The sequence below is a fragment of the Phascolarctobacterium sp. genome (genome assembly GCF_045124115.1).
Lineage (GTDB): Bacteria > Bacillota > Negativicutes > Acidaminococcales > Acidaminococcaceae > Phascolarctobacterium_A.
On record NZ_JBGVLF010000008.1, the window covers coordinates 14,395 to 39,004 of the forward strand.

Sequence of the window (24,610 nt, forward strand, 5' to 3'; positions counted from 1 at the left end):
AAAGCCTATGCAAACGCGGCTTTATTGTGGTATAATCTATAACGCCAATTAAAGAGAATACCAACGCCGCCGCACAGGTGGAAGAGGGAACGCCGCCGGGAAACCGGCGGTTTTCTTTTTATATTTAACGAGTAATAACAGGATCGGAACCGGGCGCGGTTTCCTCTAACATTGCAACGTCGTAAGCGTCGCCGCCGTCGGCTTTATCGTCGCTGCTATAATAAAATACGGTATGTAAATAATAATCGTCGTTGCACACGTCGTTAAAGACTGCGGTTAATTCGTCGTCCGAGAGATCGGAAGAAACAGAAACACGGTAAGTAATACACTTTTTGCCGTCGCGCGCATATTCACTATTTGAGATATTTTTATAATCTGGAATAGCTGCCGTTTCCTCTAACTGGGAAGAAACAGAGGAAACGGGGTTACTGCCGTTATTACCATTGCCACCACCGGAAGCGGCAGCGACAGCGGCAATAACAACAGCAGCTACAATAAACCATTTCTTTTTAGAACCTTTTTTCTTTTCTACGTTTTTACGTTTCAAAAACAAAACCCCCTATCATGTAAAATCTATTAAGCCTCTTTTGTGTCGTTTTCTGTAAGCACGTCGGAAACTGATAATTTTCCCGCCCGTCTTGCTTCTAACTCTAATTCTGCGCGGTATGCGTCGAGTTCCTTTTCTATTTTATCCTCTACGGTTTCGTTTCCATTATCAAAAACAGATTGCAGGAAATTAAAAATAATATCCTTTTCGTTTTCTGGAAGTCGCAGGAAGTTAGAAACAAATTTAAACTGCGGATCAGTTAAGCGGTATTCACGGCGTATAGCTTCTAAAGTATCGGTTTCACTAGGTAAAAACATATTGCCGGTACCGGTACGTAACCATTCAATATTAACGTTGTATTCGTCCCAGTTGGAAAGCATTACTAAATGTTTTTCAGTAACGTTGCGCCTGCCGGTTTCAATATCAGCGACACCAGAGCGGGAAAGACCAAGGATTTTAGAAAATTCAGTTTGATTTTTTTTACACGCTTTTCTTAATTCAATAAAGCGTTCGTTGATAGCGTCCATATATCAGCACTCCTTTCTAAAGAGAGTATATAACAACAGACCGAAAAAGTAAAGCGGAAAATGTCGCAAACAGTACAAAAAGAGATTGACAAAAGAATGTAAGCGACATATAATAGACGCATACAGTACAGAAAGGAGCGTTGCACATGGCAAACAAAGACAATTTTACAATTAGCGAAAGAGATAAACGCGCAATATTTTTAGTTGCAAAACTGAATGAAAAAGAATTGTTCGGTTTGGAATGCTATTTAGCAGGCACACGCGCGGCAACCAGAGAAGAGGACAAAAAGAAAACCGAACAGGTATTAGCACCGCAGCAGCAGGCAGTAGCAATTTAATAGATGGAAAGGGGCGACGGAATGGACGTAGAAAAGTTTTATAGAGCATTAGCGGAAATTATCGCAGCCCGTGAGGGCGTGACCGTCGCGGTTAAAGAAATTAAAAAAGCCGCAGATGGGACAAGCACCTGCGGCAATGCCAAAAGGCATTTAGAGCAATTAGCAGTATAACACATACTGCAGGGGCAAGTCAAGAAAGGCGGGCACAATGACAATTTATGAAGCGTTTAGAAACCGCGGGTTATTAGCTACGGAAGTAGGAAAACCGTATTACCGTATCACATACGGGCGCGGCAGGTTCGACAAACAAACCGTTACTTTTCAGTGTAACGATTGGAGAACCGCAAAGGAAGAGTTAACGGAAATGTGGAGGACATACGCAGAGGCGCACCGGATCAGAGAGGACGAAGTATTAGAAATACATTGCATACCGGAACCGGGCAAGAAAGAACGAGGTTTTTAAAATGGATTTACCAGAAGCAAAGAAAGTTTTTAAGCAGATCGGCAGCAGCGACGACGACCAGGAAAAGAAGTTAGTAGCGATACAGACGTTATTAGACAGGGGCGGTTTTAGCAATGTAACAAAACACGATTGCATAGAGGCGTTGCGTTGGTTACTGGAAGAATATTTATAACAGGAGGTTAACGGCATGATCTTATTAGTATCACAGGATAAAGAAAGCGTTATCAATTTTACTAACTATTACGGGCTTGAAGTAAAGAGCAAAGGCAAAAAGCACGTACTGCAGGTACACGACGGCGGGTTAGGCGAGGCGCGCGTTATGGCAGAGTACGACAGCAAAGAGGACGCGAAAAAGGTTTTAGAGGTTGCTGTTATGGGCATTGAAAACAGCGGAGAAAAAGCAGTAACAATAATGCCGTTTTCAACACCGGAAGAACTGCCGCAGGTTTTCGCGTTATACGACCACTTAAAGCAGATCACGGACGCGGCAGCAGCCGACGTTTTAGGAGATTTAGCCGAGGTAATGTAGGCAATGAGGGGCTAAAGATGGAGCAGAACATAGAAAGCACATTAACCGTTAACGGGCTGCCATTACTGGAATATGAACGCCTGCGCGCTGCGGATCGCGAGTTAAAGAAACTGAAAAAGGAACTTGCAAGCTGCGCAACGGTGAACATTGAAGAACTGGAAGAAAAAGAAAGAGCGTACAACGAGTACAAACGGAAGATAACCGGCAGGACGTTAGAAGAGGCGTACAAAGGAAAGAAACCGACGGCGGCGCAGCAGAAACAGTTAGACAAGCTAGAACAGGCAATGAACGACGCAGAGGACGCGCCGGAGGTTATCATAGACGGCAACAAAGCAGTAGCCGTTATTATGAGATATGCAGGACTGCCAGAGGGCAGCCGCGTAAAAATTGAATAACAAAAAAGAACCGCCCCGTTTGTGTTATTTGGCGGTAACACGGGGCGGCACATCAAAGCAATATTATTGTACTGTATTATGCGCATAAAGTCAATAGACAGCCGCAAAAGTGCCGTATTTTTTACGGGCTAAAGCAGTATAAACCGGGCTTGTAATTGATATTAACAAGTCAACATATACCGCCATAAAGATATAAACATTATACATATAATGTAAATAGATAGAGGCGGTACAGATGGCAGGGAAGAGAAAGAGGAAAGCCCAGGCAGGGAGGAAACGCCGAAAGAATAGATACATAGATTACGACTATGAGGCGTTATACAGTCAAAGCGTAGAGGACTGGGACGAATATTTAATAGAGCAACTTTTAAAAGAGGGCAAAGTAAAAAGCGTTTACGCCACTAAAGAGGTTTACGCAGGCGATCAGTTGGAAATAGAGATATACCCGGAGTTTACGAAGCAGCAGGCAGCAGCGGAGGGAATAGAACCGGTAAAGAAAGCAGAACAGAGAGCAGCGCAGAAAAAGCTAAACAGCAAGAACAGCCGTAAACAGTTTTGGAGATTGGCAGAACACAATTTTACTAACGCCGACTATTGGTTAACCCTCACGTATGCCGGAGAACAACCAGAGTTTGAAGAGGCGCAAAAGTGCATACAACGCTATCTGCGGAACATCAACGGCAAGAGGAAACGCCGGGGCTATGCTAACGCGAAATACCTATACGTAACAGAAACGGTTAGCGAAGAGGGACAGCCGGTTAGAGCGCACCACCATTTATTTTTACAAGGCGATTGTTTGACACTGGACGAAGTAAACGCAATGTGGAAATACGGGCAGCGTAACGAACTGCGCAAGATAGAAAAAGACGAAAACGGCATAAGAGGCGCGGCGGCGTACATGGTTAAAGAGAAGCAGGACACCACGCGTAAGAAATACCAAAAGCGTTGGAACGGATCGGCAAACCTTGAAAAGCCACCGGAGAAGAAACACCACCAGACGAAACAGAAAACAGTTAACCAGATGGTTAAAGACCGCGATTATATCCGGCGTTACACCGAAACACAAAAGCGTTACGCCGGTTATATATACACAAATGCAGAAATCTATTTTAACGATTGGAACGCCCGGTATTATATCCGGGTACGCATGAGGAAAGGCAGGTTAAAAGATGGCAAAGAAGAAAAAGCAGGAGGGGGCACCGTTCACAGCAGGTAATTTAATTGAATACCTGCAGGGGTTCCCAAAAGACGCGCAGTTACTTATGACACCGGTAGCGCGCAGGGGAAAAGAGATTTTTGGTTATCCGGTTGAGAAGTTCACGTTAATTACGGATTGCCCGCAGCCGCATATTTTAGTTGAACTGGGAAAGGCGCAGCAGTTGGAGCGACCGGCGCAGAGGATTGAAAGGCAGATGAAAGAGAGGGGGAAGAAATGAAAAAGAAAGTAAAATGCGTTTTGCTTTTAACCGCGCTTGTAATTGGTTTAGGCTGCGGAATTCACTACAACAATTTGAAAGCCATTGAAGAAATGGACAGAAACGAACTGCATTACGACGCGGACGGTTGGTTTCTGATGGTAAACAAAGGCAAAAATCTAGTTGGTTTATATTACGCAACAGAACCGGTTATGCACAAGTTCTGCGACACGTCTAAATTTATCCAAAACAGAAGCGACTTGAATATACCAACGCTTGTATACGGCGGGGCAGATCAAACATGGTATGAGGGACACACGGAAGAGGAAAAAGGCGAATGAAAGAAGCAGAATTACTGCAGGGCGATTGTTTGGAGTTAATGCGACAGATACCGGATAAAAGCGTAGATATGATTTTATGCGATCTGCCGTATGGAACAACGAAAAACAGTTGGGACAGTGTTATAGACCCCGTGGAACTGTGGGGGGGGTACAACCGCATAATTAAAGACAACGGCGCAATAGTTCTATTTTCTGCGCAGCCGTTCACGTCGCAGCTTGTTATGAGCAATTTAAAATATTATCGCTATGAATGGATATGGAGAAAGACGCAGGCGAAAGGGCATTTAAACGCTAAACGAATGCCGCTGCGGGCACACGAAAACATAGAGGTGTTTTATAAAAAGCCGCCGACGTATAACCCACAAATGACGCACGGGCACAAACGAAAGTTTGCACGTAACCAGTATGTAAGGGAGAACACCGGCGCGAGTTGCTACGGATCAGAGAAAAGAAACACCGTTTACGACAGTACAGACCGTTACCCGGTAGACGTGCAGACGTTTTCTAACGGCGATCAGACGCACCGTTACCACGTAACACAAAAGCCGGTTAGTCTATTGGAATATCTGATAAGGACATACACCAACGAGGGCGAAACGGTATTAGATAACTGCATGGGCGGCGGCAGCACAGGCGTAGCTTGCATTAGAACCGGGCGGCAGTTTATCGGCATGGAATTAGACAAAGCGGCGTTTGAGATTGCAAAAGAGAGGATAGAAACAGAGGCGGCGCAATATGCGAAAGATAATTGAGAAGATCATACACATGATTAAAACAAAAGACTGCAAACATATTTGCTTGTTTTGCGAATATTGGGACATTTGCAGCGAGGAAGTAAAAGCAGAAAGAGAGGGCGCATAACATGGCGCGACAGTATTACGGGAAACGCTGCGAGGACAGCGAACAAGCGGCGGTTATCCAGTGGGCGGCATTAAACCAGACAAGACACCCGGCGTTAAAGTGGTTGCACCATATCCCGAACGGGGGGAAACGTAACCCGACAGAGGCGGCGCGCCTCAAAATGCAGGGCGTAAAGGCAGGCGTTAGCGATCTGTTTTTACCGGCAGCAGTTGGCGGCTATCATGGGCTTTATCTTGAAATGAAATACGGCAAGAACAAACCAACAGACCTACAGTTAGAGTTTATGCAGGATATGAACGCACAGGGCTATTGCTGCCGGGTAGCTTATGGAGCAGAACAGGCGGTTTTATACCTGCAGCAGTATTTAGCCGGTACGATAGACACCAATGTATAACAGATTGCTAAACGGTGCGCAGTTATGTATGAGCATGGGACAGGCAGAAAAGCTATTACAGAAACGGCGCACAAAGCAGATATACATTTTTGAAACGGTGTATATACCAAAGGATTTTATAGAACGCTGCCGGGCGCGCGGCGTTGAAATCATAATAACCAGATAGAAAGGGCATTTAGAGCATGAAGAAAGTAGCAGTATTAAACCTTAAAGGCGGCATAGGTAAGACCACGACAGCCGTTAGCCTTGCGCACATCATAACGCAGCAGTTCGGAAAGAACGTTTTGTTAATTGATTGCGATATGCAGGGCAACGCAAGCAAAGTATTAAACCAGTACGACCCGGACAGCCCCGGAACACATAACGTTATGAACGGCAGCAGGACGTTAGATAACTGCATTTTTAGCACCGGTTACGACTTGTTAGACATTGTACCGGCGAATATGTATTTAATGCAGGCGAACGTAGACGTTATGAGAGATACCGAGCGGGAGCAGTTACACCGGATCAGTAGCGCGTTAGACGACCTGCAGGCAACCGGGCGTTTTGATTACGACGTTGTTATTATGGATTGCGCGTTGGGGCTTGATATGACCGTGTTAAACGCCGTGATTGCAGCGGATTTAATTATAGCCCCGGTACCGTTCGGCGGCTATGAGATAGACGGGCTGCAGCAGTTGGGCGAACAGTTAGAGGATTTAAAAGCGATCAAACCGGACATAAGGTTAAAAGTCCTGTTTACCATGAAGCAGGGAAACAAAGCAAACCGCGAGTTTGAGGACTATTTAAAGAATTATAGCGGGTTCGACGTGTACGAAACGGCAATACGCCGCAGTATTACGGCACAAAAGGCGACATTATCAAAAATGCCGTTACCGGCGTTTAGCAAGAACGGCGCAGCAACCAAAGATTACACCGAAGTAGCACGCGAGTTATTGCACGATCTGGAAGAAAGAGAGGTTTAACACATGGCAGGAGGTTTTAGCGTATTGAACGCATTAAACGGCAGTACGAAGCAGCAGGCAGAGGACAGACCGGGCGGCAGATTTAGAACCAAAGATATTAACATATCAGACATTTACCCGAACGGGCGCAATTTCTACGCTATGCAGGATATAGAGGCATTGGCAGAGGATATTAAAGCCGTTGGGTTATTGGAAAATCTGACCGTTACATATTGCCCGGCGGCAGAGGGCGGCGAAAACTATAAACTGTTAGGCGGGGAAAGACGTTGGAGGGCGTTAACCCTGTTAGTGCAGCAGGGTTATAAAGAATTTGCCGTTGCTACGTGCCAGATCAGAAACGCGGAGAACGAACGCGCCGAAATGATAGAAATTATCATGTGCAACCGGCAGAGAGTTAAAACCGTGTGGGAGCAGATCGAAGAGGAACGGCAGTTAAAAGAAACCCTGCAGGCAATGAAAGACAACGGCGAAAAACTGAAAGGGTACGACCTGCAGAACGGGCGTTTACGTGACACCGTGGCGGCGATCTTGAATTATAGCGCGGCGAAAGTCGGACAGATGGAAACTATAAGCAAGAATTTAATACCGGAACTGCAGGACGCATTAAAAGCCGAACGTATCAATTTTAGCGCGGCGTATACCGTGGCAAAGATGGACGCAGCAGGGCAGCAGGCAGCGTTAGCAGCTTATGAGGAACGCGGCGAATTAAGCAGCAGACAGGCAAGAGAGGCAGCGGAACCGGCAGAGGCAGCAGAAACGCCGGACTACGGGAACGATCAGCAGAACGTAGAAAGCATTTGTTACCGTTGCACGCACTGGGGCGACTGCTATAACAAGTCGGCAACAACCGTTAATTGCGGCACGTTCGAGGACAAGAACACGACAAAAACGGTAAATACCGCAGAACAGGAGCAGGTGCAGACAAAACAGGAGCAGCCGGAAACACCGCAGGCGCGCGTTGTAGACAGCACAACCGGCGAGGTATACGAAAGTATGCAGGAAGCGCAGAAAGCGGCAGCAGGGCAGCAGGAACCGCCACAGAATAAGCACAAAACGCACTATATCCGTTTAGCTGCCACAAACTACGACGACGTAGCGAGCGGCAAAAAGGCGTTTGAACTGTTAAAGAATGACCGCGACTATAAAACCGGCGATTTACTGGAAATGTCCGAGTTTAAGGACGGAAGAAACACCGGGCGCGTGATCACTGCGGAAATTGTCTATATGTTAGAGGGTTACACCGGTTTAACAGATGGTTATTGCATTTTAGGCACAAAGGTTATTAAGGAGGGCTAAACAATGGCGAAAGCAGGAATTACAAAAACAGGGCTGCAGGCACTGTTTAACAACGCAAAGGCAAACAATGCGCGTTTTGTGGGCGCGCGTATCGAAACAAAGGGCATGAGCGAACCGGAATATATCATTAACCCGTATGCCAACATTGCGCAGAAATTGGTTTATTACAATGCTGCATATAACGACGATCTGACATTGAAAGCCAACCCCGGAATTAGAATTACTGCAGTAGCCCAGGGCGACAACATTAAAGACGTTATGGCGTGGTTGGGAGAAATGGACGCATGAAGCAGGAACGGTTAGAAAAGGCGTTAGAGTGGATAGACCGCGTTATCATGATCGCGAAAAACTACGAACAGCACATAGCACCGCGGGCAAACGGGAAAATGGCGGCAATGGTTGGAATGCGGTTAAATGCGCTGAACATCTATAAACCGATACGGTACGCACTGACAAAGGCAATTAAAAAGCCGGTGCGCATGGACGGCAGCCGGGCACGGTGCCCGGACTGCGGCGCAGGTATCAGAATGAAAACAGATAATTATTGTTTCCGGTGCGGGCAGAGGTTGGCACCGGTTGAGAAGAAACCGCGGTATAACGGGCGGGCACATTAAAGCAAAGCAGAAAGGACATTTAGAGCATATGGAACTTATTAGACCAACAGTAGAAAGAGTAGAAACCAACAGAGAACCGGGCATTAAGTGCGAATTGATTTACTGGCAGCGAGAAAAGAAGCTGAAAGAAGAGATTGAGGCAGCGCAGAGAGAAACCGGAGCGGCAAAGCAGAGAAACAGAAAGTTAATTGTATTGCTTATGATCGCCGCAGTATTCGTTTTGTTCGTTGGGGGGGCAGCTGTTAGAGCAAGCAGAGAGAACACAGCAGCAACCGCAACCGTGGGCGTACTGACAGAGTACGAAAAGCAGTTTAAGGCAACGGACGACCTGTTAGAGCGTATCGAGATCGCAAAAGAGGTTAACAAGTTGTTTGGCAAAGTCGAAAGTATGGATTTACCGGAAAAGAACGCAGATTTTGTAGAGGCTTGCAGAACAATAACGGAAAGATTAGGAGGCGGCAACCATGAACAGAAACAAGATTAAAACCGAACAGGATTTAACACCGTTTTTCACGGATCAGACGAAAGCGGCGGGTATTATTACCGCCGCGCGTTTAGTAGAGTTTGAGGACGGCAGAAAAGAAATGCAGCTTGCATTTAATGACGCAGTACCGAAAGTAGAAAGAAGCATTAGAGTTATTGCCGTGGGTGAAAACATCTTGAATATGTGCGAGGAAATGAGCAAAGAGGGGCAGACACAGGAAAACAACGAACTGTTAGAGTTTCTGGACGGTGCAATTATTAAAGAATGGGAGAATTAAGAGCATGAGCAGAGCAGTTAACAATATTTTTAGACAGATGGAGAACAGAACGCCAAAGGAATATAAAAGGGGCGATATTTATTACATAGAGCGAGGCGGGCAGGTAGTAGGCAGCGAACAGGCAGCAGGCAGACCGGCGGTTATTGTATCAAATGACACCGGAAACAAGCACAGCGACGACGTAACGGTAGTTTATTTAACGACGCAGCCTAAAAAGGATTTACCGACGCACGTTTATATTTGCAGTTCACAGAAAGTAAGTATTGCATTATGCGAAACTATTTCAACAGTATCGAAACAGCGTATAGGCGGCTATTACGGGACAGCGACAGCGGGAGAAATGCAGCAGATAGACGAAGCGTTAGCGGTTGCACTGGCATTAAAGGTACCAGAAGCAGCAGGCGAACCAGTAGACGCGGAAAAGCTGAAAAAGCAGATTACAGAAGAGTTAACAGCACTGCATGAGAAGCAGTTAGAAACACTGCAGGGGCAGCAGGCGGCAGCGATCCGCGAAAAGGATTTTTATAAATCACTCTATGAGGATATGTTAGAGAAAAACAGGCGTTTAGTTATTGGGGGGGGTACGACGTGTTAACAATTATGGGAACCGTGGAAGAAACCGACAACATAGTAGAAATGATGGCGTTAGCCGGGGCGTGCGATATATGCCCCGGTGCGCATGAGTGCAAACAGCACAAAGAGGAACCGGAAAACACCGGCGGCGCATGGGAAAAGTTAAGCTGCGGCGAGGTTATCCGTAAAAATGTGAATATCATAGCAAAGGGGGCGGGAAAGTGCTAGAAACAGCGACGGCGTTATTAGAAATAGCCTATACGTGGTTAATATTACTGTTAACCGCTACCGGCTGCGTTATTTTGGCGTTAGTCCTGTTAGGATTTGCGGTTATTGTGTTAGCAGTTGCAGCAAGCATTATAAAAACGATCTGGCAGGACAGAAAAGAGAAAAGGGCGGCACGCAAAGCAGAAAAGAAGAGAAAACAGGAGGGCAGGAAGTGAACAAGGTTATTTTAATGGGGCGTTTTACACGCGATCCAGAAATTAGATATACGCAGGGACAAGATCAGACGTGCATAGCACGTTTTACGCTTGCGGTAGACAGAAGAGGCGCAAGGCAGGACGGGCAGCAGTCCGCAGACTTTATTTCATGCGTTGGATTTGGCAAAACTGCGGAATTTATCGAAAAATACATGAAGCAGGGGACAAAGGTAGTAACAACCGGAAGAATACAGACCGGATCATACACAAACCGCGACGGGCAAAAGGTTTATACCACCGACGTTGTGGTAGAGGATATAGAGTTTGCAGAAAGCAAGAACGCCGGAGGAAATAGCGGAAATAACGCAAATGCGGCAGCAGGCAGACCGGCACCGGCAACAGATAGCGACGGTTTTTTGAATATACCGGACGGTATCGACGAAGAATTGCCTTTTTCATAATACCGGTTAAAGGGGGCGAGGAAATGTTAAAACGCTTATTTGGATTTATCAAAAACGCGCTATTGCCGGTAAAATGCGAAATTACAGAAATTGCGGAAAATGCGGAAACTGCAGAAAATGCAGATTGCGAGAAAATGGCAAAAGTGCAGATTGAGGACACAAACGACGCGATCATAGAAGTGGCTAACGGGTTTAGAAAAACAGGAATTGCAGCGGAAACGGCAGAGGACGCATTGGCAGACCTGCAGCAGCACGTTTTAGCAGCAAGCGTGATTTTCTATAAAGAAATGGAGGCAGAGGCACAGCGGCGGCGCGAAAAACGGCAAAATACGAATAATTGGCGTAAAATGCACGGTTTACCAATGCGACGCAGGCACCGACCACAAAAAAAGGCAAAATAGCCACAAAGGGCAGGAGGCGGCAGCAGTGGAAAAAGAGGAATTAGAAAAAATCATAGAAAGGGCGGCAGATCGGGCAGCAAAGAAAGCGATTGAAGCATACCAGAGGGAGCAGCAGGCGCAGGAAAGCCGAAAAGCCTATAATATGACTTTTAAATACTTGAAACAGTACGGGAATTTGATTAGCAGCACAAAAAACGGCGTACTGGCAGCAGGCGGCGCAGAAAATGAGTTTTTGCAGCTAATCGAAAAAGCGCAGACACCCACGAACGCCGTTATTGGGATTTTAGCCCGTGGAATTGCAGAAATGCAGGAAGAAACCGAAAAAAGCAAATTTACAGTTTTTGAAATGTACTTTTTTGAGAAAATGACGTATGAGCAAATAACCGATAAAATGCCAATGGGCGACAGCACGCCGCGCCGTTGGGTTAGCGAATTAGTGAACATATTAGCGGTTAAATTGTTCGGGATTGAAGCAATCCACAAATAGCGCGTTTTTACGGTGGATAACTGGGGCGTAAATGTGGATAAAATGAAAAAAACGTGAAAAAAACATGAACTGTTAAAACAGAAACGGCACAGATACAATATATAGTGTGCCGGAGTAGGAAAGCGGCTATATTTGGTGGTCGCTTTTTTATTTGGCGCAATATACGTTATGCCTCTAAAGGTATACGCCCGTCTATCCGGGCGGGCGTATATACGGGCTATAAAGGGGGCTATATAGTGCTATTGCATATGTGCAGGTGCGGTAAATTGATACCGCAGGAAATAAAGCTATGCGACGCGTGCGAGGCAGCAAAGAAGCAGCGTTACATAGACTATAACGAGCATAGGAGGGACAGCAAAACGGCGGCGTTCTATATCTCTAAAGAGTGGCAGAGAACCCGCGGTATTATCCTATCTTCCTACGATTACATAGACCTATACGCCTACCATGTGCTGCATGAGATAAGGCGCGCCGATATAGTCCACCATATCACAGAGTTAACAGAGGACTGGGCGCGCAGGCTTGACGCGTACAACCTCATACCATTAGCGAGCGGGACGCACAACACAATACACGCTATGTATGATCGCGACCCCGTGACAAAGGCGGCAACACAAGCGACCCTGCGGCAGTTGGTAGCGACCGAGTGGGACAGGGTGGGGGTATCAAAATTGTTTTGAGGCAGGCTAAATAGTCCCGCTTCCCCTCTTCCGTGGAGAGAACTCCCCACCGAAATTTCTCCCGTATAGGCTGCCGGGGGCGTTATTAGTGTCATATTGTGACACATTACGGCGAAACGGCAGAAAGGGGGTTAACAGATGGCAGGAACACGACAACCGGTTAGCGTTCTGCAGGCAAAAGGGCGCAAGCACCTAACGAAAGCAGAGATTGAGAAGCGCGAAAAAACAGAGATCAACGCAAAGGACGACAACGTAGTACCGCCCGCGTTTCTGGGAGCCAAACAAAAGAAACGGTTTAGAGAAATTGCCGGGCAGCTATTGGAACTAAAGATAGTTACAAACCTTGACTGCGACGCGTTGGGGCGTTTGATCGTTGTAGAGGACGAATTTATAAAGATTAACCGGCAGCTAAAGAAAACAAAGCTAATGGTACCGGTGCGGGTATCGCTGCAAAGGACAGACGAAAACGGAAACCCCGTTTACGTCGAAATGGAAGAAATGCAGGTTAACCCCGCATACGATAAGCTGCAGATCATGCGCGGGCGTGTTTTCAAAGAATGCAGGCAGGGCGCGGCAGATTTTGGGTTAACCATATCGAGCCGCTGCAGGTTAGCGGTGCCGGTATCTAAAGAACCGCCGCCGGAAAACAAGTTTATGAAGTTTGCAAAGGCGGGCAATGATTAACGTATCAGATCGAACGACGCAATACGCCGTCGAGGTATTAGCCGGAAAGATTGCCGCCGGTAAAACAGTAAAGCAAGCCTGCGAAAGACACATAAACGACATTAAGCGCAGCAAAGACGACCCGACGTTTAATTACTATTTTGACGTTGACGAAGCAGAGGACATTATAAACTTTGCGGAAACACTGATTATAGCAGAGGGCGAGGATCAGCAGAACGTTATTTTATACCCGTTCCAGTGTTTTATTTTGGGATCGCTGAACGGTTGGCGTAAAAAGACGGCAGACGCAAAAACGGGCATACACGCCCGCCGGTTCCGTACCTCATACGTGCAGTTAGGACGACAAAACGGTAAATCATTTCTAAACGGCATTTTGGCGGCGTACTACGGTAATTTTGTAAGATACCGCCACGGGCAAATTTATTGTACGGCAACCAAAAAAGAACAGGCAGACATTGTTTTTAAAGAGGTTGTCAAGTTTATAAACAGCGATCCAGAGTTAAAGGCACTGTTTAAGGTGCATGAGCATAACAGCACGATAGATTGTTTGATTACTGAAAGTATCATACGCGCGCTATCGGGCGACACGAAGAGCATAGACGGTTTTAGACCGTTGTTAGGTATCGTTGACGAATACCACGCGCACCGCACAAACCAGATGTATAAACTTTTGGAGGGCGGCATAAAGAAAATGAAATCTGCGCTAATATCCGTTATTACTACCGCAGGTTTTAACCTCAAAAGCCCGTGTTACAAGTTATACGAAACGTGCAAGAAGATTTTAAACGGATCACTGACAAACGAAACACAGTTTGTATTTATCGCAGAAATGGACGAGGGCGACAACCTTTATAAACCGGATAACTGGGTAAAGGCTAACCCGGCGTTAGAGTACGACCCCGAAGCACTGGAAAACATGATACCGGTATCTATAACCGCTAAAGAAATGGGCGGCGAGGATTTAAGGGACTTTTTAGTAAAGCAGCTAAACCAGTGGGTACAGTGGGCGAGCAACCGTTATATCAAAGATATAGCAACATGGAAAGCACTGGGAACGGAAAGACAGTTAGAAGCGTTCCGGGGCAAGAAATGTTATTGCGGCGTGGATTTGTCCGCGGGCGGCGACTTGACAAGTATAGCGTTAGTTTTCCCGTTCATGGCGGGCGATATGAAAAAATACTATATCTACTCACATTCTTTTATGCCGTCAAAGAGAGTAGACGAACATATACAATACGACGGCGTGCCGTATGACATTTACATTAAGCGCGGACTTTTGACCGTGACGGAAACATTAGGCGGCATAAAAACCGATTACAAATATATCATTAGCCATTTGTCAAAGCTGATAGAAACGTATGACCTTGACGTTAAAATGATTTGCTACGACCCGCACAACGCAAGCGCGTTTGTTGGCGATCTGGAAAGACTGGGTTACGACTGTTTAAGTATCACGCAAACACCGAGAATATTAAACGACCCTACGGTAGATTTTCGTTTAGAGATCATGGCGGGAAATGTGGAGTATGACCGGGGTAACGAACTGTTAACATTGTCTATTGAAAACGCAAAGACGATTAGCAACAGTTACGGCGAGATAAAAATAGACAAGGATTTAACCGAGGATCGCATAGACCCGGTAGACGCGGTTATAGACGCGTGGGTTATGGCAATGAAAGACGAATATTTGGTTGATACGTCCGAAATGGTAAACGAGTATTTGGCAATGTTGGAACAATACAAAGACCAAAAGTAAAGGGGGTGTAAAAATGAATTTGGCAAGAAAGATAATTACAAATATACGCCGTGATTTAGGTTTTGCGCCCGCGGATCAGCAGACCGGGTTAGGACAAACAGCAAATATGAACGACGAAAGTTTGTTAGAGTGGTTGGGAATTAGCAAAAAGCGAAAAGGCGTTATGTCTGAAATCACATACTTTACGTGTCTAAAAATGTTGTCGGAAACACTGGCAAAAATGCCCGTTAAGTTCTACCAGAAAACCGCCAAAGGAACGGTAGAGGCAGAGTTAGACAAAATGGCGTATTTGCTATGTAAACGCCCTAACGAAATTATGACACCTACGGTTTTATGGAACGCAGTAGAGATGAACCGCAACCATTACGGCAACGCCTACGTTTGGAAACAAATGAGGTTTACACGCCGGACGTATGGCGGCGACTATGAACCAGTCGCGTTGTGGTTAATGCCGTCGGAAAATGTGCAGATCATTATAGACGACGCGGGCATATTTGAGGGCAAAGGGCGTATTTGGTATTGGTACACAGACCGTTATAGCGGTAAAAGCTACGTTTTCGACAGCAGCGAGGTAATGCACTTTAAAACCTCACATTGCATTGACGGCATTTGCGGGCTGCCAGTGCAGCAGATTTTAAAAGAGCAGGTAGAGGGCAATTTATCGGCGCAGAATTACCAAAGCAGCTTATACGAAACGGGCATGACAGCAAAGGCGGTTTTAGAGTACACCGGCGACATAGACCAGAAGAGCCGCGAAAAGCTGCGCGCAGCGTTTGAAGAGTTCGGAAACGGCGCAAAGAACACCGGGCGCATTATGCCGGTACCGTTGGGTTTTAAATTAACACCGCTTGACGTGAAGTTAACAGACGCGCAGTTTTTTGAATTGCGCAAATACAACGCCCTACAGATCGGGGCAGCGTTTGGCGTAAAACCAAACCAGTTAAACGACTACGAAAAGAGCAGCTACGCAAATAGCGAAATGCAGCAGTTGTCGTTTTTGGTTGATACGGAACTTTTCATACTCAAAGGGTACGAAGAGGAAATAAATTATAAATGCCTCACACCGGAGCAAGAGGAAAAAGGATTTTTCTATAAATTCAATGAACGCGCGATCCTGCGAACAGACAGTAAAACACAAACTGAAATTCTGGCAGCAGAGGTTAACAACGCGATCAGATCCCCAAACGAGGCACGCCGCAAAGAAGATTTACCGGACAAACCGGGCGGCGACGATTTGTATATTAACGGCGCATATATGCCGCTGCAGCTGTTAATTAAAAAAGCTGAAAACGAAGTAGCCACAACCGCCGGAGCAGGGAACAACGGCAGCACAGGCGAAACAGCAGCACCCGGAACCGGGCAGCAGACAGGAAAGGAGGACGGAGCCAATGAGAAGAAAACGTTTGAACTTTAAAGCCCGTGATTACATCACAGGAGAATTAAAGAACGTCGGATATGTGGAAATGCGAAACGCGGACGAAGAACCGGAGGAAACCGAGGACGACGGCGAGCAGGAAGAGGGAGAAAAAGAAGAAACGCTATTATTCCCGCCACAGAGCGAAGAGGAAGAAAACCCGGACGAAGAGCCGGAAGAAACACCGGTAGCACTCTATTTCTACGGAGATATTGGCGGCGCGGCGTGGGAAACTGCCGATTTTGCAGAGGATAAATGCCCGCAGGACGTGCAGGACTTTTTTAACGCTATCCCGGACAACGCGCCGGTAGATATTTTTATGAACAGCGGAGGCGGCGACGCATACGCGGGGCTTGCTATCGCTAACATGATCCGCAGACACAAAGGAAAGACAACCGGACACGTAGACGGTTTAGCCGCGTCTATTGCGTCGGTTATCGTTTCCGGCTGCGACCGTGTAGTAATTCATACCGGCGGGCAATTCATGGTACACAAGCCGTTAACGATTGCATGGGGCAACGCGAACGACTTTAAAGACGCTATTAAACGCCTTGACGCGTGCCAGGACTGCATGACCGATATTTACATGACAAAGGCGAAAGCCGGAGTTACCCGCGATCAGATTACAAAATTAGTAAACGCCGAAACATGGTTAGGAGCAACCACGGCGCAGAAATACTTTAATTTTGATACTGATAACGGAACTGCAGCAGTAGCGGCAAGTAGCAGCTATTACGGGCAGTACAGACACACACCGCAGAACCTGTTAAAGCCTGCAGACAGCACAGCCGATATTGTGGCGGCAGTGGTTAAGGCACTGGACGAAAGAGAAGCGGCAAAAGCAGCAGCAGAAAAACAGGAACTGCAGGACATCATTAACAGCCTTGATAATTACGGGGCATAAGAAGAAAGCGAGGTAAAGCATATGAACAGACAGGCACAGGCACTTTTGGCAAAGATCAACGCAAAGGTAGCAGAGGTTAAAGCCCTTGCACAGTCCGGCGATCTTGCAAAGGTAAAGGCAGCTAAAAAGGAACTGGACGAAATGCAGGAAATGTTTGACTGCATTAAAGACCTTGACGACGAAGCAGCGGGCGCAGCAGGTGCGGCAGCAGCAGGCGGCAGCGCAAGGGTAGTAGATAACGCGCCTACTATCGGGCAGAAAGTAAAGGCGTTTATTGGCGTACTCACAGCAGGCATTAGACGCGTAGAAGCGGACGCAGAGGACGTTAAAATTTATAACGCTATGGCAGAGGGAACAAACAGCGGTAAAGACGGCGGTTTAACCGTGCCACAGGACATTAGAACACAGATCGAGGAACTGCGCCGCACTGACGACGATTTAGAGCAGTACGTAAACGTGGAAAAGGTTAGCACTTTAACCGGTTCCCGCGTGATCGAAGAGGACGCAGACGCGACACCATGGGACAACGTAGACGAGGCGGCACAGTTCCCGGATGCAGCAACACCACAGTTTAGAAACGTGGAATATAAGATTACCAAAAAGGGCGGTATCTTAAAGATTACCGAAGAGTTGCTGCAGGACACCGCAGAAAACATCATGGGTTATCTGAAAAAGTACATTGCAAAGAAAACCCGCGCTACCCGTAACGCGTTTATCCTTGCAAAGATTAAGGACGTTGTAAAGTTCGGCAAAGAGGGCAGCACCGTAAAGCCTATTAACGGCATTGACGGGCTGAAAGACGTGTTTAACGTTGATCTTGATCCTGCGATTGCAGCAGGCGCAGTTATCATTACTAACCAGTCCGGTTTTAACTATCTGGACAAGATGAAAGACAGCGACGGTAACTATATCATGCAGCCAGACCCTACACAGCCTACAAAGAAAATTCTTTTTGGCGCATATCCGGTTGTTAAGCTGATGAATAAGACACTGCCAACCAGAGAGGTTAAGGCGGGGGAAGCCGTTACCGGCTACGCATACCCTATTATTTGCGGCGATCTTAAAGAGGCTATTACTCTTTTCGACCGCGAAAACATGACTATCGAGATCAGTAACACCGCGGGCGACCTGTGGGGCAAAGATCAGACCGGCGTAAAGGTGCGCGACCGTTTCGACGTTAGAGAGGTTGATACCAAGGCGTTTGTATTTGGCGAGATCACAGAAGCAGTTAACGGATAATATCGGAGGGCGGTTTATATGTTGGATTTAGAAACGGTTAAGCAGTACGCCCGCGTCGATTATGACGACGACGACGAATTGTTACAGTTAATGCTAACTGCCGTTCTGGACGATCTGACCGAAAAGAAACCGGACTTTAACAGAGATAAGCCAACAGCCCGGCAGCAGTTGTTAATTTTGGTTAGCGTGAAAGACCTTTATGACAACCGGGACAAATACACAGACAAGCCGGGCACGCTGCAGGCTGCCGTTTCCTCTATGACAATCAAAGAATTATTGTAGGAGGGCGGCAGCAATGGACGTAAAAATAGACATTTTGGAAAAGCGCGAAGAGGTAGACGACGGACGCGGACACGTTGATTATGTGGACTACTATAACAACGTGTGGGCGACACCGATAGACCTTTACGGTGAAGAGATTTACGACGCGCTAAACGCCAAACTTGAAAATACGATCATTTTTGAAGTGAGGTATTGCAAAAAGGTTAAAACACTGCGGGCACACTGCAAAAAGTACGTTGTACGGTATGAGGGCGAGTTATACGACCTATACCACGTTAGCCTAAAGAAGAACGAGAAAACAACGGCATTACTGAAAGCGAACCGGCAAAGCTAAAAAGTGTCATATTGTGACACAACGGCAGGAGGCGGGAAAGATGGCGTTTATAACTATGGATTTTGAGGGGCTAAACGAGTTAGTGCAGCAGGTTAACGCCCTTGCAGACGAAAACGAACTGCAGCAGATAGAAAGGCGCATTGTTACGAAAAGCCGGGACATTGCCGCCGAACGCATGAAAGGCAAAATTAAACGATCTGCAAACAACCGGAAGAGCGGAAAACGGGGTTATAGACCACCGGGGCACGCTGCCGACAATATACCGGTATCGGGTATCAAAATGAGCGGCGGCGAACCGTCCGCGTCGGTAGGTTGGGAAAAAGCCGACAGCAGCGCGTTTTTTTACATGAAGTTTGTAGAGTGGGGCACGTACAAAATGGCACCGCGCGATTTTATTTATAGCACTATAAACGAATGTTGGGCGGCGTTCGACGCGGCAGCGGAAAGCGAAATGCAGAACTATCTAAATAGCAAACTGGGCAACGATTAGAAAGGGGCGGCAATATGGATATTATCGCACTTGCAGCGAAAGCATTAGCCCCGATCAGTAAGCGGGGCATATCAGTAAAACAAGGTTGGTACGACGAGAAGTTGCAGAAAACGCATATTACGTTATGGAACCTAACGGACACCGACGAGGGGCACTGCGACGACGCGGCAGAGTTAACAGAAGCATACCTGCAGGTTAATATCTGGGGCACATACGACGCGGTAGACCTCAAAAAAGAAGTAAAGAAACTGTTAACAAACGCGGGGTTTGATTATCAAGAGGGGCAGGACGTAGAGGAAAAGCCCGGACTTTATAACAAGGCAATGCGTTTTTACATGATGGACGAAAGCGAGGAATAAAAGATTATGGCAGCAGCAGCAGAAATTAAAAGAAGTCGTTTTGTTGGTTTGCGTGACTTTTATGTAGCACTTGTTACAGAAAACACTGAGACCGCATACACAACTGGAACACCTATTAAACTTGCGCGCGCGATCAAAGCAAAGATTAGCGACAAGCGCAGCACCGAGGATTTAGAGAGCGACGACGGAACCGAAGAAAGCCTTGACGCATATGAGGGAACCGAAGTTGAACTTGAAGTTAACAGCCTTGCACCGCAGGATTTAGCTTTTCTTTTCGGGCACAAGTTCGAAAATGGCTATCTGATGAAGAGCAGCGACGACAAAGCACCGGAAGTTGCACTGGGTTACAGAGAAAGAAAGCTGAACGGCAAGTATGAGTTTGTATGGCTTTACGTCGGCAGATTTGCCGAGGGACGCGACGAGAACCGCGAAACAAAGGGCAAAAAGCCAAACGCACAGACCGAAACTATCAAGGGTAGTTTCCATGAAAGAGAGATCGATCACCTTTACGACGTGCGCGTAGACGAGGACAACTTAGTAGCAGAGAACACCGGAGCGGCAGCAGCTATTAAGAAGTGGTTTGAACAGGTGCAGGAACCAAAGGCGACAGCAGCATAAAAAGAGCATAAGACAAACAGAGGCATAACGGATATTAGGAGGATATAACGGCATGAAAATTACAATGATCTTAAATAACAAAGAGTATGAGCGTAACGGGATCAGCGCGGGCGATTATGAAGAGTTCTGCGACATTAGGGACACCGTAAACCCGGACGGCGACTATAGCCGCGACGACATTAAAAAAATGCGCGAGGGGCTTGTAGTTGCGTTTGGCGGGCAGTTTACCGCGGAAGAACTGAAAGCAGCAGACGCAGGCGAGGTAGTTTATCAGTTTATGGCGGTTGACGCTATGGTAGCTGCGGGACTGAAAGAGAAAGTTGAGAAGATGAAAGCAACTTTTGGAATAGGCGAGTAATACCGGAAATCTGTATTACTTGCCATTTAGACCGCTTGCACCGCAGGCATTACGAAACAAATAAAGTGAGCGTTGAGGCGTTCCGGGCGTATTGCGATCTTATGAGTAAGAACAACAGCAGCGACGTAATGGAAAATATATATTTCAATATGCGAATACTGCAGGAGTTATACCCGGAACACCCGACATTAACGGAATTAAAAACCGTTGAAATGGGGCAGTTTTTAAGGGCTGCCAATACCGCACATTTTGTTATGCAGTCCATTGTAGCGGCTAAATTTAACGAATTATCAGACGAACCGCCGGTAGAGGTTGAAAAGTCCGCGTTTGACGATTACGACCGGGAAAACGGCTATGAGGAAGAAGAAGAGGCGGGCAACGTTTGGGCGGCGTTAAAGGAAAGCGTAGACCGTGTTATTAAGATCGGAACCAGAGTATTAAGCACAGGTTACGACGAATGTATGAAATCGGACATTATGACACTTTTGGAATATGTCAAATTTGAAATTAACACCGTGGACGAAAACAAAGAGTAGAAGCAGAAAGGGGGTATACCGTGGCTAATGCAAGCGTAAAGATTGGGGCTAACGTTTCCGAGTACAAAAGCGGGATGAAAGAAGTAGCCCAGTCCATGAAAGACATTCAAACGGAATATTCCCTTGCAGCGCAAAAGGCTAAATTATTGGGCGACAGCCAAGGACAGCTGCAGGCGAAAGCTGAACAGTTAACGGCAAAGATCGACACGCAAAAAGACAAGATCAAGTTAAACAATGAGTACGCCGAAAAGCTGCGAGAAGAATTAACGAAGTTACAGAACAAAGAGGGCGATTTAAAAACAAAAATTGCCGAAACAGAAAAGGCATTAGAGGACAGCAAAAAAGCCACCGGAGAGGACAGCGAGGAAACAAAGAAATTAGAGCAGCAGTTAGCCGCTTTAAAATCCGAACTGGGTAACACCGAGGGCAAAATACAAAGCACCGCGCAGCAGTTAGAGAACGTAGAGAAAGCCACCGATAAAGCCAATAAAGAACTTGCCAACATGGAAATTGAGTTAGGCAACGTAGAAAAGAAACTATCTGCAGCCAATATAAAAGAATTTGGCGAAAAGATGGAAACGGCAGGCGGCAAGATCAAAGGCGCGGGCGAAAAAATGATGGGAATAACGACCGCTATTGCCGGGGTTGGTACCGTATCGGCAACAATGGCGGTAAGTTTTGAAACCGCGCTTGCCAAAGTTGGAACCATTATGGACACGACAGAGGTTAGTTTAGACGATATGGGAAAGGCAATTATAGGATTGTCTAACCAGACCGGCATTAGCAGTACAGAAATTGCCGATAACGTTTATAACGCCATTTCTGCCGGGCAGTCAACGGGCGAGGCGGTTAATTTTGTTACTGCAGCTACACGCCTTGCAACAGCGGGTTTTGCGGAAAGTTCGGACACTATCGACATTTTATCAACGGTATTAAATGCGTATGGTTTGGAGGCAGGAAAAGTAACGGAAGTTTCCGACCTGTTAGTACAGACACAGAACAAAGGTAAAACGACCGTAGGCGAGTTATCAACGGCTATGGGTAAAGTAATACCGACAGCGAACGCAAACAACGTAGCATTTAACCAGTTATGCGCGTCCTATGCGATCGTGACCGCAAACGGCGTAGCAACAGCGGAAAGTACGACATACGTTAACAGTATGTTAAACGAACTGGGAAAGACCGGCAGCACAACGGACAAGATTTTAAGGGAGAAAACCGGAAAATCATTTAGCGAGTTAATGGCGAGTGGTTCCAGTTTGGGCGACGTTCTGGAAATCGTAGACGGGGCAGCAAAAGAACAGAATTTATCATTAAGCGATATGTTTAGCAGCAGCGAGGCAGCAAAAGCCGGTTTAATTCTGTTAGGCGACGGCGCAAGCGACTTTAACGATATGTTAGGGGAAATGAATGCAAGCACCGGAGCAACAAACACGGCGTTTGAAACCATGAGCAACACGACCGCGTATAAGCTGCAGCAGACATTAACAGAACTGAAAAACACCGCGATCCAGTTAGGACAGAGCATTTTAACCGTGCTGCAGCCTGTTTTGCAGACAGTAGCAGAAAAGGTGCATAGTTTAGCGGAATGGTTCGACGGATTAAACGACAGCCAGAAAGAAACCATTGTTAAAATTGGTTTGGTTGTCGCTGCTATCGCGCCTATGTTGGTGGCGGTGGGAAACGTTATTGAGAAAGTCGGAACCGTAACGAAAAAGTTTGGTAACGCTATGGAGGCTATCAACGGAATGGGCGGGGCTATGTCACTGCTAACAAGTCCGGTAGCAATAGCGGTAGCGGCAATAGCAGCGGTAACGGCGGTTGTTATCACGCTATGGAACACTAACGAAGAGTTCCGGGCGGCAGTTATACAGATTTGGAACGGCGTTAAAGAGGCGTTTAGCGGTTTTGCAGACGGAATAAAGCAAAGGTTAGGAGATTTAGGCATATCGTTTTCAGACATAACGGAAACGATAAAAAATATATGGGTTGGTTTTTGCAACCTGTTAGCCCCGATCATAACCGGAGTTTTGCAGCAGATTTTAAACGTGATCAATTTGGTATTAAACCAAGTATTAAACGTATTTGATTTGTTTAAGGCAGTATTTACGGGCGACTGGGACGGCGCATGGACGGCGGTTAAAAATATCTTTAATACCTATTGGACGTTCATTAAAGACACGTTTAACACCATTATAGGCGTTATTAAAGGCATTGCGGACGTGTTTTTAGGTTGGTTCGGTACGTCGTGGGATCAGTTGTGGACGGGCGTTAAAACGTTCTTTACGAATACGTGGAACGCTATTAAAACGTTCTTTACAGGAGTTCTGGACGCGATCAAGTCAGCAGCTACGACCGTATGGAACGCCATTAAGACAGCGATAGAAACCACGGTAAACGCCATTAAGACGGTAGTAACGACCGTATGGAACGCCATTAAGACAGCGGTAGAAACCACAGTAAACGCCATTAAGACGGTAGTAACAACCGTATGGAATGCGATTAAGACCGCGGTAGAAACCGCAGTAAACGCTATTAAGACGGTAGTAACAACCGTATGGAACGCGATTAAGACAACGGTAGAAACCGTAGTAAATGGAATTAAGACCACCGTAACAAATGTATGGAACGGAATTAAGACCACGGTAGAAACGGTTATTAACGCGATCAAAACGGCGATTACAAATATTTTCAATGCTATAAAGTCGTTTTTGTCTGGAAACATCAACGAAACAAAGACGAATTTAACGAACGCATGGAACGCGATTAAAACGGCGATCACAACCGTTATTAACGCGATCAGTACGGCAATTTCTACGGTATGGAATGGAATTAAGACAACCATAACAACGATTGTAAACGCGATCAAAACAACAATTACAACCGTATGGAATGGAATTAAAACCGCCGTATCAACAGCAGAAAACGCCATAAAGACGGCAAGTAGCGCAGCATGGAACGCCGTTAAGACGGCAGCCACGACAGCGGGCAACGCCTTAAAGACCGGTTTAACAACCACATGGAACGGCATTAAGACAGCGGTTAGCACCGCGGAAAATGCAATTAAGACGGCAAGTAGTACCGCGTGGAATGCCGTTAAGACGGCAGCCACGACAGCGGGCAACGCCTTAAAGACCGGTTTAACAACCGCATGGAACGGCATTAA

At 46.5% G+C, this 24,610-nt stretch carries 38 protein-coding genes; 36 read left to right on the forward strand and 2 right to left on the reverse strand.

Annotated elements, in window-relative coordinates; translation table 11 throughout:
* Window positions 1–124: 124 nt before the first annotated feature.
* The gene (locus tag ACJMM4_RS01220; protein ID WP_405382671.1) at window positions 125–547 is read right to left on the reverse strand and encodes a hypothetical protein; all 423 of its coding nucleotides are present in this window, start codon (window positions 545–547) and stop codon (window positions 125–127) included.
* 29 nt (window positions 548–576) lie between these two features.
* Window positions 577–1,074 carry a helix-turn-helix domain-containing protein gene (locus ACJMM4_RS01225; protein WP_405382673.1) on the reverse strand — a complete coding sequence of 166 codons (498 nt, stop codon included), beginning with the start codon at window positions 1,072–1,074 and terminating at the stop codon, window positions 577–579.
* Window positions 1,075–1,220: 146 nt separating this feature from the next.
* Here ACJMM4_RS01225 and ACJMM4_RS01230 point away from each other — a divergent pair, with 146 nt between their 5' ends.
* The 36 genes from ACJMM4_RS01230 to ACJMM4_RS01405 all read left to right on the forward strand — a co-directional run.
* Window positions 1,221–1,412 carry a hypothetical protein gene (locus tag ACJMM4_RS01230; RefSeq protein WP_405382675.1) on the forward strand — a complete coding sequence of 64 codons (192 nt, stop codon included), beginning with the start codon at window positions 1,221–1,223 and terminating at the stop codon, window positions 1,410–1,412.
* 21 nt (window positions 1,413–1,433) lie between these two features.
* Window positions 1,434–1,583 carry a hypothetical protein gene (locus ACJMM4_RS01235; RefSeq protein WP_405382677.1) on the forward strand — a complete coding sequence of 50 codons (150 nt, stop codon included), beginning with the start codon at window positions 1,434–1,436 and terminating at the stop codon, window positions 1,581–1,583.
* A 293-nt stretch (window positions 1,584–1,876) separates the two neighbouring features.
* The gene (locus ACJMM4_RS01240) at window positions 1,877–2,047 is read left to right on the forward strand and encodes a hypothetical protein (RefSeq protein WP_405382679.1); all 171 of its coding nucleotides are present in this window, start codon (window positions 1,877–1,879) and stop codon (window positions 2,045–2,047) included.
* Between the two features lie 15 nt (window positions 2,048–2,062).
* The gene (locus tag ACJMM4_RS01245) at window positions 2,063–2,404 is read left to right on the forward strand and encodes a hypothetical protein (protein ID WP_405382681.1); all 342 of its coding nucleotides are present in this window, start codon (window positions 2,063–2,065) and stop codon (window positions 2,402–2,404) included.
* 17 nt (window positions 2,405–2,421) lie between these two features.
* Entirely contained in the window at window positions 2,422–2,799 is a 378-nt protein-coding gene (locus ACJMM4_RS01250) for a hypothetical protein (RefSeq protein WP_405382683.1), read from the forward strand.
* 235 nt (window positions 2,800–3,034) lie between these two features.
* A complete protein-coding gene (locus ACJMM4_RS01255) occupies window positions 3,035–4,015 on the forward strand; it encodes a hypothetical protein (protein ID WP_405382685.1) in 981 nt (326 codons plus the stop codon).
* Window positions 3,969–4,235, forward strand: a complete 267-nt coding sequence (locus ACJMM4_RS01260; RefSeq protein WP_405382687.1) for a hypothetical protein — start codon at window positions 3,969–3,971, stop codon at window positions 4,233–4,235. Before ACJMM4_RS01255 ends, ACJMM4_RS01260 begins: the two co-directional genes overlap by 47 nt.
* The gene (locus ACJMM4_RS01265; RefSeq protein WP_405382689.1) at window positions 4,232–4,555 is read left to right on the forward strand and encodes a hypothetical protein; all 324 of its coding nucleotides are present in this window, start codon (window positions 4,232–4,234) and stop codon (window positions 4,553–4,555) included. The genes ACJMM4_RS01260 and ACJMM4_RS01265 overlap by 4 nt, the downstream gene beginning before the upstream one ends.
* Window positions 4,552–5,307 carry a DNA-methyltransferase gene (locus tag ACJMM4_RS01270; RefSeq protein WP_405382691.1) on the forward strand — a complete coding sequence of 252 codons (756 nt, stop codon included), beginning with the start codon at window positions 4,552–4,554 and terminating at the stop codon, window positions 5,305–5,307. The genes ACJMM4_RS01265 and ACJMM4_RS01270 overlap by 4 nt, the downstream gene beginning before the upstream one ends.
* A 110-nt stretch (window positions 5,308–5,417) precedes the next feature.
* Window positions 5,418–5,810: a VRR-NUC domain-containing protein gene (locus ACJMM4_RS01275; protein WP_405382693.1), complete on the forward strand. Its 393-nt coding sequence runs from the start codon at window positions 5,418–5,420 to the stop codon at window positions 5,808–5,810.
* 182 nt (window positions 5,811–5,992) lie between these two features.
* Window positions 5,993–6,775, forward strand: a complete 783-nt coding sequence (locus ACJMM4_RS01280) for a ParA family protein (protein WP_405382695.1) — start codon at window positions 5,993–5,995, stop codon at window positions 6,773–6,775.
* A gap of 3 nt (window positions 6,776–6,778) precedes the next feature.
* The gene (locus tag ACJMM4_RS01285; RefSeq protein WP_405382697.1) at window positions 6,779–8,071 is read left to right on the forward strand and encodes a ParB/RepB/Spo0J family partition protein; all 1,293 of its coding nucleotides are present in this window, start codon (window positions 6,779–6,781) and stop codon (window positions 8,069–8,071) included.
* Window positions 8,072–8,074: 3 nt separating this feature from the next.
* Complete coding sequence (locus tag ACJMM4_RS01290) at window positions 8,075–8,359, forward strand: hypothetical protein (RefSeq protein WP_405382699.1); 285 nt, start codon at window positions 8,075–8,077, stop codon at window positions 8,357–8,359.
* Window positions 8,356–8,685, forward strand: a complete 330-nt coding sequence (locus ACJMM4_RS01295; RefSeq protein WP_405382701.1) for a hypothetical protein — start codon at window positions 8,356–8,358, stop codon at window positions 8,683–8,685. The genes ACJMM4_RS01290 and ACJMM4_RS01295 overlap by 4 nt, the downstream gene beginning before the upstream one ends.
* Before the next feature lie 28 nt (window positions 8,686–8,713).
* Complete coding sequence (locus ACJMM4_RS01300) at window positions 8,714–9,169, forward strand: hypothetical protein (RefSeq protein WP_405382703.1); 456 nt, start codon at window positions 8,714–8,716, stop codon at window positions 9,167–9,169.
* Window positions 9,150–9,446, forward strand: a complete 297-nt coding sequence (locus ACJMM4_RS01305) for a hypothetical protein (protein ID WP_405382705.1) — start codon at window positions 9,150–9,152, stop codon at window positions 9,444–9,446. The genes ACJMM4_RS01300 and ACJMM4_RS01305 overlap by 20 nt, the downstream gene beginning before the upstream one ends.
* 4 nt (window positions 9,447–9,450) lie before the next feature.
* Entirely contained in the window at window positions 9,451–10,041 is a 591-nt protein-coding gene (locus ACJMM4_RS01310; protein ID WP_405382707.1) for a type II toxin-antitoxin system PemK/MazF family toxin, read from the forward strand.
* Window positions 10,035–10,247 (forward strand): hypothetical protein, encoded by a 213-nt coding sequence (locus ACJMM4_RS01315; RefSeq protein WP_405382709.1) that lies wholly within the window; start codon window positions 10,035–10,037, stop codon window positions 10,245–10,247. The genes ACJMM4_RS01310 and ACJMM4_RS01315 overlap by 7 nt, the downstream gene beginning before the upstream one ends.
* A complete protein-coding gene (locus ACJMM4_RS01320) occupies window positions 10,241–10,462 on the forward strand; it encodes a hypothetical protein (RefSeq protein WP_405382711.1) in 222 nt (73 codons plus the stop codon). Before ACJMM4_RS01315 ends, ACJMM4_RS01320 begins: the two co-directional genes overlap by 7 nt.
* Window positions 10,459–10,902, forward strand: a complete 444-nt coding sequence (locus tag ACJMM4_RS01325; protein ID WP_405382713.1) for a single-stranded DNA-binding protein — start codon at window positions 10,459–10,461, stop codon at window positions 10,900–10,902. Before ACJMM4_RS01320 ends, ACJMM4_RS01325 begins: the two co-directional genes overlap by 4 nt.
* A gap of 23 nt (window positions 10,903–10,925) precedes the next feature.
* Window positions 10,926–11,303 (forward strand): hypothetical protein, encoded by a 378-nt coding sequence (locus ACJMM4_RS01330; protein WP_405382715.1) that lies wholly within the window; start codon window positions 10,926–10,928, stop codon window positions 11,301–11,303.
* 25 nt (window positions 11,304–11,328) lie between these two features.
* Window positions 11,329–11,790: a hypothetical protein gene (locus ACJMM4_RS01335; protein ID WP_405382717.1), complete on the forward strand. Its 462-nt coding sequence runs from the start codon at window positions 11,329–11,331 to the stop codon at window positions 11,788–11,790.
* A gap of 236 nt (window positions 11,791–12,026) precedes the next feature.
* Window positions 12,027–12,470 (forward strand): HNH endonuclease, encoded by a 444-nt coding sequence (locus tag ACJMM4_RS01340; protein WP_405382719.1) that lies wholly within the window; start codon window positions 12,027–12,029, stop codon window positions 12,468–12,470.
* 138 nt (window positions 12,471–12,608) lie between these two features.
* Window positions 12,609–13,154: a phage terminase small subunit P27 family gene (locus ACJMM4_RS01345; protein WP_405382721.1), complete on the forward strand. Its 546-nt coding sequence runs from the start codon at window positions 12,609–12,611 to the stop codon at window positions 13,152–13,154.
* On the forward strand, window positions 13,147–14,910 hold the full coding sequence (locus ACJMM4_RS01350; RefSeq protein ID WP_405382723.1) for a terminase large subunit: 1,764 nt from the start codon (window positions 13,147–13,149) through the stop codon (window positions 14,908–14,910). Before ACJMM4_RS01345 ends, ACJMM4_RS01350 begins: the two co-directional genes overlap by 8 nt.
* A 13-nt stretch (window positions 14,911–14,923) precedes the next feature.
* Complete coding sequence (locus ACJMM4_RS01355) at window positions 14,924–16,324, forward strand: phage portal protein (RefSeq protein ID WP_405382725.1); 1,401 nt, start codon at window positions 14,924–14,926, stop codon at window positions 16,322–16,324.
* A 49-nt stretch (window positions 16,325–16,373) separates the two neighbouring features.
* The gene (locus ACJMM4_RS01360; RefSeq protein WP_405382745.1) at window positions 16,374–17,228 is read left to right on the forward strand and encodes a head maturation protease, ClpP-related; all 855 of its coding nucleotides are present in this window, start codon (window positions 16,374–16,376) and stop codon (window positions 17,226–17,228) included.
* 21 nt (window positions 17,229–17,249) lie between these two features.
* Window positions 17,250–18,467, forward strand: a complete 1,218-nt coding sequence (locus tag ACJMM4_RS01365) for a phage major capsid protein (RefSeq protein WP_405382727.1) — start codon at window positions 17,250–17,252, stop codon at window positions 18,465–18,467.
* A gap of 18 nt (window positions 18,468–18,485) precedes the next feature.
* The gene (locus ACJMM4_RS01370) at window positions 18,486–18,749 is read left to right on the forward strand and encodes a head-tail connector protein (protein WP_405382729.1); all 264 of its coding nucleotides are present in this window, start codon (window positions 18,486–18,488) and stop codon (window positions 18,747–18,749) included.
* 13 nt (window positions 18,750–18,762) lie between these two features.
* The gene (locus ACJMM4_RS01375) at window positions 18,763–19,083 is read left to right on the forward strand and encodes a phage head closure protein (protein WP_405382731.1); all 321 of its coding nucleotides are present in this window, start codon (window positions 18,763–18,765) and stop codon (window positions 19,081–19,083) included.
* A 40-nt stretch (window positions 19,084–19,123) separates the two neighbouring features.
* Window positions 19,124–19,573 (forward strand): HK97-gp10 family putative phage morphogenesis protein, encoded by a 450-nt coding sequence (locus ACJMM4_RS01380; RefSeq protein ID WP_405382733.1) that lies wholly within the window; start codon window positions 19,124–19,126, stop codon window positions 19,571–19,573.
* Between the two features lie 14 nt (window positions 19,574–19,587).
* Window positions 19,588–19,932, forward strand: a complete 345-nt coding sequence (locus ACJMM4_RS01385; protein ID WP_405382735.1) for a hypothetical protein — start codon at window positions 19,588–19,590, stop codon at window positions 19,930–19,932.
* 6 nt (window positions 19,933–19,938) lie between these two features.
* Window positions 19,939–20,550, forward strand: a complete 612-nt coding sequence (locus ACJMM4_RS01390; RefSeq protein WP_405382737.1) for a major tail protein — start codon at window positions 19,939–19,941, stop codon at window positions 20,548–20,550.
* A 52-nt stretch (window positions 20,551–20,602) separates the two neighbouring features.
* Window positions 20,603–20,908, forward strand: a complete 306-nt coding sequence (gene gpG, locus ACJMM4_RS01395; RefSeq protein WP_405382739.1) for a phage tail assembly chaperone G — start codon at window positions 20,603–20,605, stop codon at window positions 20,906–20,908.
* Window positions 20,909–21,009: 101 nt separating this feature from the next.
* Window positions 21,010–21,444: a hypothetical protein gene (locus tag ACJMM4_RS01400; protein ID WP_405382741.1), complete on the forward strand. Its 435-nt coding sequence runs from the start codon at window positions 21,010–21,012 to the stop codon at window positions 21,442–21,444.
* A 20-nt stretch (window positions 21,445–21,464) separates the two neighbouring features.
* A partial coding sequence (locus ACJMM4_RS01405) for a phage tail tape measure protein (protein ID WP_405382743.1) occupies window positions 21,465–24,610 on the forward strand: 3,146 nt, incomplete at its 3' end.

Excerpts from the sequence above, each read along its gene's own strand:
- ACJMM4_RS01225 (WP_405382673.1), bottom strand. The coding sequence starts at position 1,074 with ATGGACGCTATCAACGAACGCTTTATTGAATTAAGAAAAGCGTGTAAA.
- ACJMM4_RS01230 (WP_405382675.1), top strand. The coding sequence starts at position 1,221 with ATGGCAAACAAAGACAATTTTACAATTAGCGAAAGAGATAAACGCGCA.
- ACJMM4_RS01235 (WP_405382677.1), top strand. The coding sequence starts at position 1,434 with ATGGACGTAGAAAAGTTTTATAGAGCATTAGCGGAAATTATCGCAGCC.
- ACJMM4_RS01240 (WP_405382679.1), top strand. The coding sequence starts at position 1,877 with ATGGATTTACCAGAAGCAAAGAAAGTTTTTAAGCAGATCGGCAGCAGC.
- ACJMM4_RS01245 (WP_405382681.1), top strand. The coding sequence starts at position 2,063 with ATGATCTTATTAGTATCACAGGATAAAGAAAGCGTTATCAATTTTACT.
- ACJMM4_RS01250 (WP_405382683.1), top strand. The coding sequence starts at position 2,422 with ATGGAGCAGAACATAGAAAGCACATTAACCGTTAACGGGCTGCCATTA.
- ACJMM4_RS01255 (WP_405382685.1), top strand. The coding sequence starts at position 3,035 with ATGGCAGGGAAGAGAAAGAGGAAAGCCCAGGCAGGGAGGAAACGCCGA.
- ACJMM4_RS01260 (WP_405382687.1), top strand. The coding sequence starts at position 3,969 with ATGGCAAAGAAGAAAAAGCAGGAGGGGGCACCGTTCACAGCAGGTAAT.
- ACJMM4_RS01265 (WP_405382689.1), top strand. The coding sequence starts at position 4,232 with ATGAAAAAGAAAGTAAAATGCGTTTTGCTTTTAACCGCGCTTGTAATT.
- ACJMM4_RS01270 (WP_405382691.1), top strand. The coding sequence starts at position 4,552 with ATGAAAGAAGCAGAATTACTGCAGGGCGATTGTTTGGAGTTAATGCGA.
- ACJMM4_RS01275 (WP_405382693.1), top strand. The coding sequence starts at position 5,418 with ATGGCGCGACAGTATTACGGGAAACGCTGCGAGGACAGCGAACAAGCG.
- ACJMM4_RS01280 (WP_405382695.1), top strand. The coding sequence starts at position 5,993 with ATGAAGAAAGTAGCAGTATTAAACCTTAAAGGCGGCATAGGTAAGACC.
- ACJMM4_RS01285 (WP_405382697.1), top strand. The coding sequence starts at position 6,779 with ATGGCAGGAGGTTTTAGCGTATTGAACGCATTAAACGGCAGTACGAAG.
- ACJMM4_RS01290 (WP_405382699.1), top strand. The coding sequence starts at position 8,075 with ATGGCGAAAGCAGGAATTACAAAAACAGGGCTGCAGGCACTGTTTAAC.
- ACJMM4_RS01295 (WP_405382701.1), top strand. The coding sequence starts at position 8,356 with ATGAAGCAGGAACGGTTAGAAAAGGCGTTAGAGTGGATAGACCGCGTT.
- ACJMM4_RS01300 (WP_405382703.1), top strand. The coding sequence starts at position 8,714 with ATGGAACTTATTAGACCAACAGTAGAAAGAGTAGAAACCAACAGAGAA.
- ACJMM4_RS01305 (WP_405382705.1), top strand. The coding sequence starts at position 9,150 with ATGAACAGAAACAAGATTAAAACCGAACAGGATTTAACACCGTTTTTC.
- ACJMM4_RS01310 (WP_405382707.1), top strand. The coding sequence starts at position 9,451 with ATGAGCAGAGCAGTTAACAATATTTTTAGACAGATGGAGAACAGAACG.
- ACJMM4_RS01330 (WP_405382715.1), top strand. The coding sequence starts at position 10,926 with ATGTTAAAACGCTTATTTGGATTTATCAAAAACGCGCTATTGCCGGTA.
- ACJMM4_RS01345 (WP_405382721.1), top strand. The coding sequence starts at position 12,609 with ATGGCAGGAACACGACAACCGGTTAGCGTTCTGCAGGCAAAAGGGCGC.
- ACJMM4_RS01350 (WP_405382723.1), top strand. The coding sequence starts at position 13,147 with ATGATTAACGTATCAGATCGAACGACGCAATACGCCGTCGAGGTATTA.
- ACJMM4_RS01355 (WP_405382725.1), top strand. The coding sequence starts at position 14,924 with ATGAATTTGGCAAGAAAGATAATTACAAATATACGCCGTGATTTAGGT.
- ACJMM4_RS01360 (WP_405382745.1), top strand. The coding sequence starts at position 16,374 with ATGCGAAACGCGGACGAAGAACCGGAGGAAACCGAGGACGACGGCGAG.
- ACJMM4_RS01365 (WP_405382727.1), top strand. The coding sequence starts at position 17,250 with ATGAACAGACAGGCACAGGCACTTTTGGCAAAGATCAACGCAAAGGTA.
- ACJMM4_RS01370 (WP_405382729.1), top strand. The coding sequence starts at position 18,486 with ATGTTGGATTTAGAAACGGTTAAGCAGTACGCCCGCGTCGATTATGAC.
- ACJMM4_RS01375 (WP_405382731.1), top strand. The coding sequence starts at position 18,763 with ATGGACGTAAAAATAGACATTTTGGAAAAGCGCGAAGAGGTAGACGAC.
- ACJMM4_RS01380 (WP_405382733.1), top strand. The coding sequence starts at position 19,124 with ATGGCGTTTATAACTATGGATTTTGAGGGGCTAAACGAGTTAGTGCAG.
- ACJMM4_RS01385 (WP_405382735.1), top strand. The coding sequence starts at position 19,588 with ATGGATATTATCGCACTTGCAGCGAAAGCATTAGCCCCGATCAGTAAG.
- ACJMM4_RS01390 (WP_405382737.1), top strand. The coding sequence starts at position 19,939 with ATGGCAGCAGCAGCAGAAATTAAAAGAAGTCGTTTTGTTGGTTTGCGT.
- gpG (WP_405382739.1), top strand. The coding sequence starts at position 20,603 with ATGAAAATTACAATGATCTTAAATAACAAAGAGTATGAGCGTAACGGG.
- ACJMM4_RS01400 (WP_405382741.1), top strand. The coding sequence starts at position 21,010 with ATGAGTAAGAACAACAGCAGCGACGTAATGGAAAATATATATTTCAAT.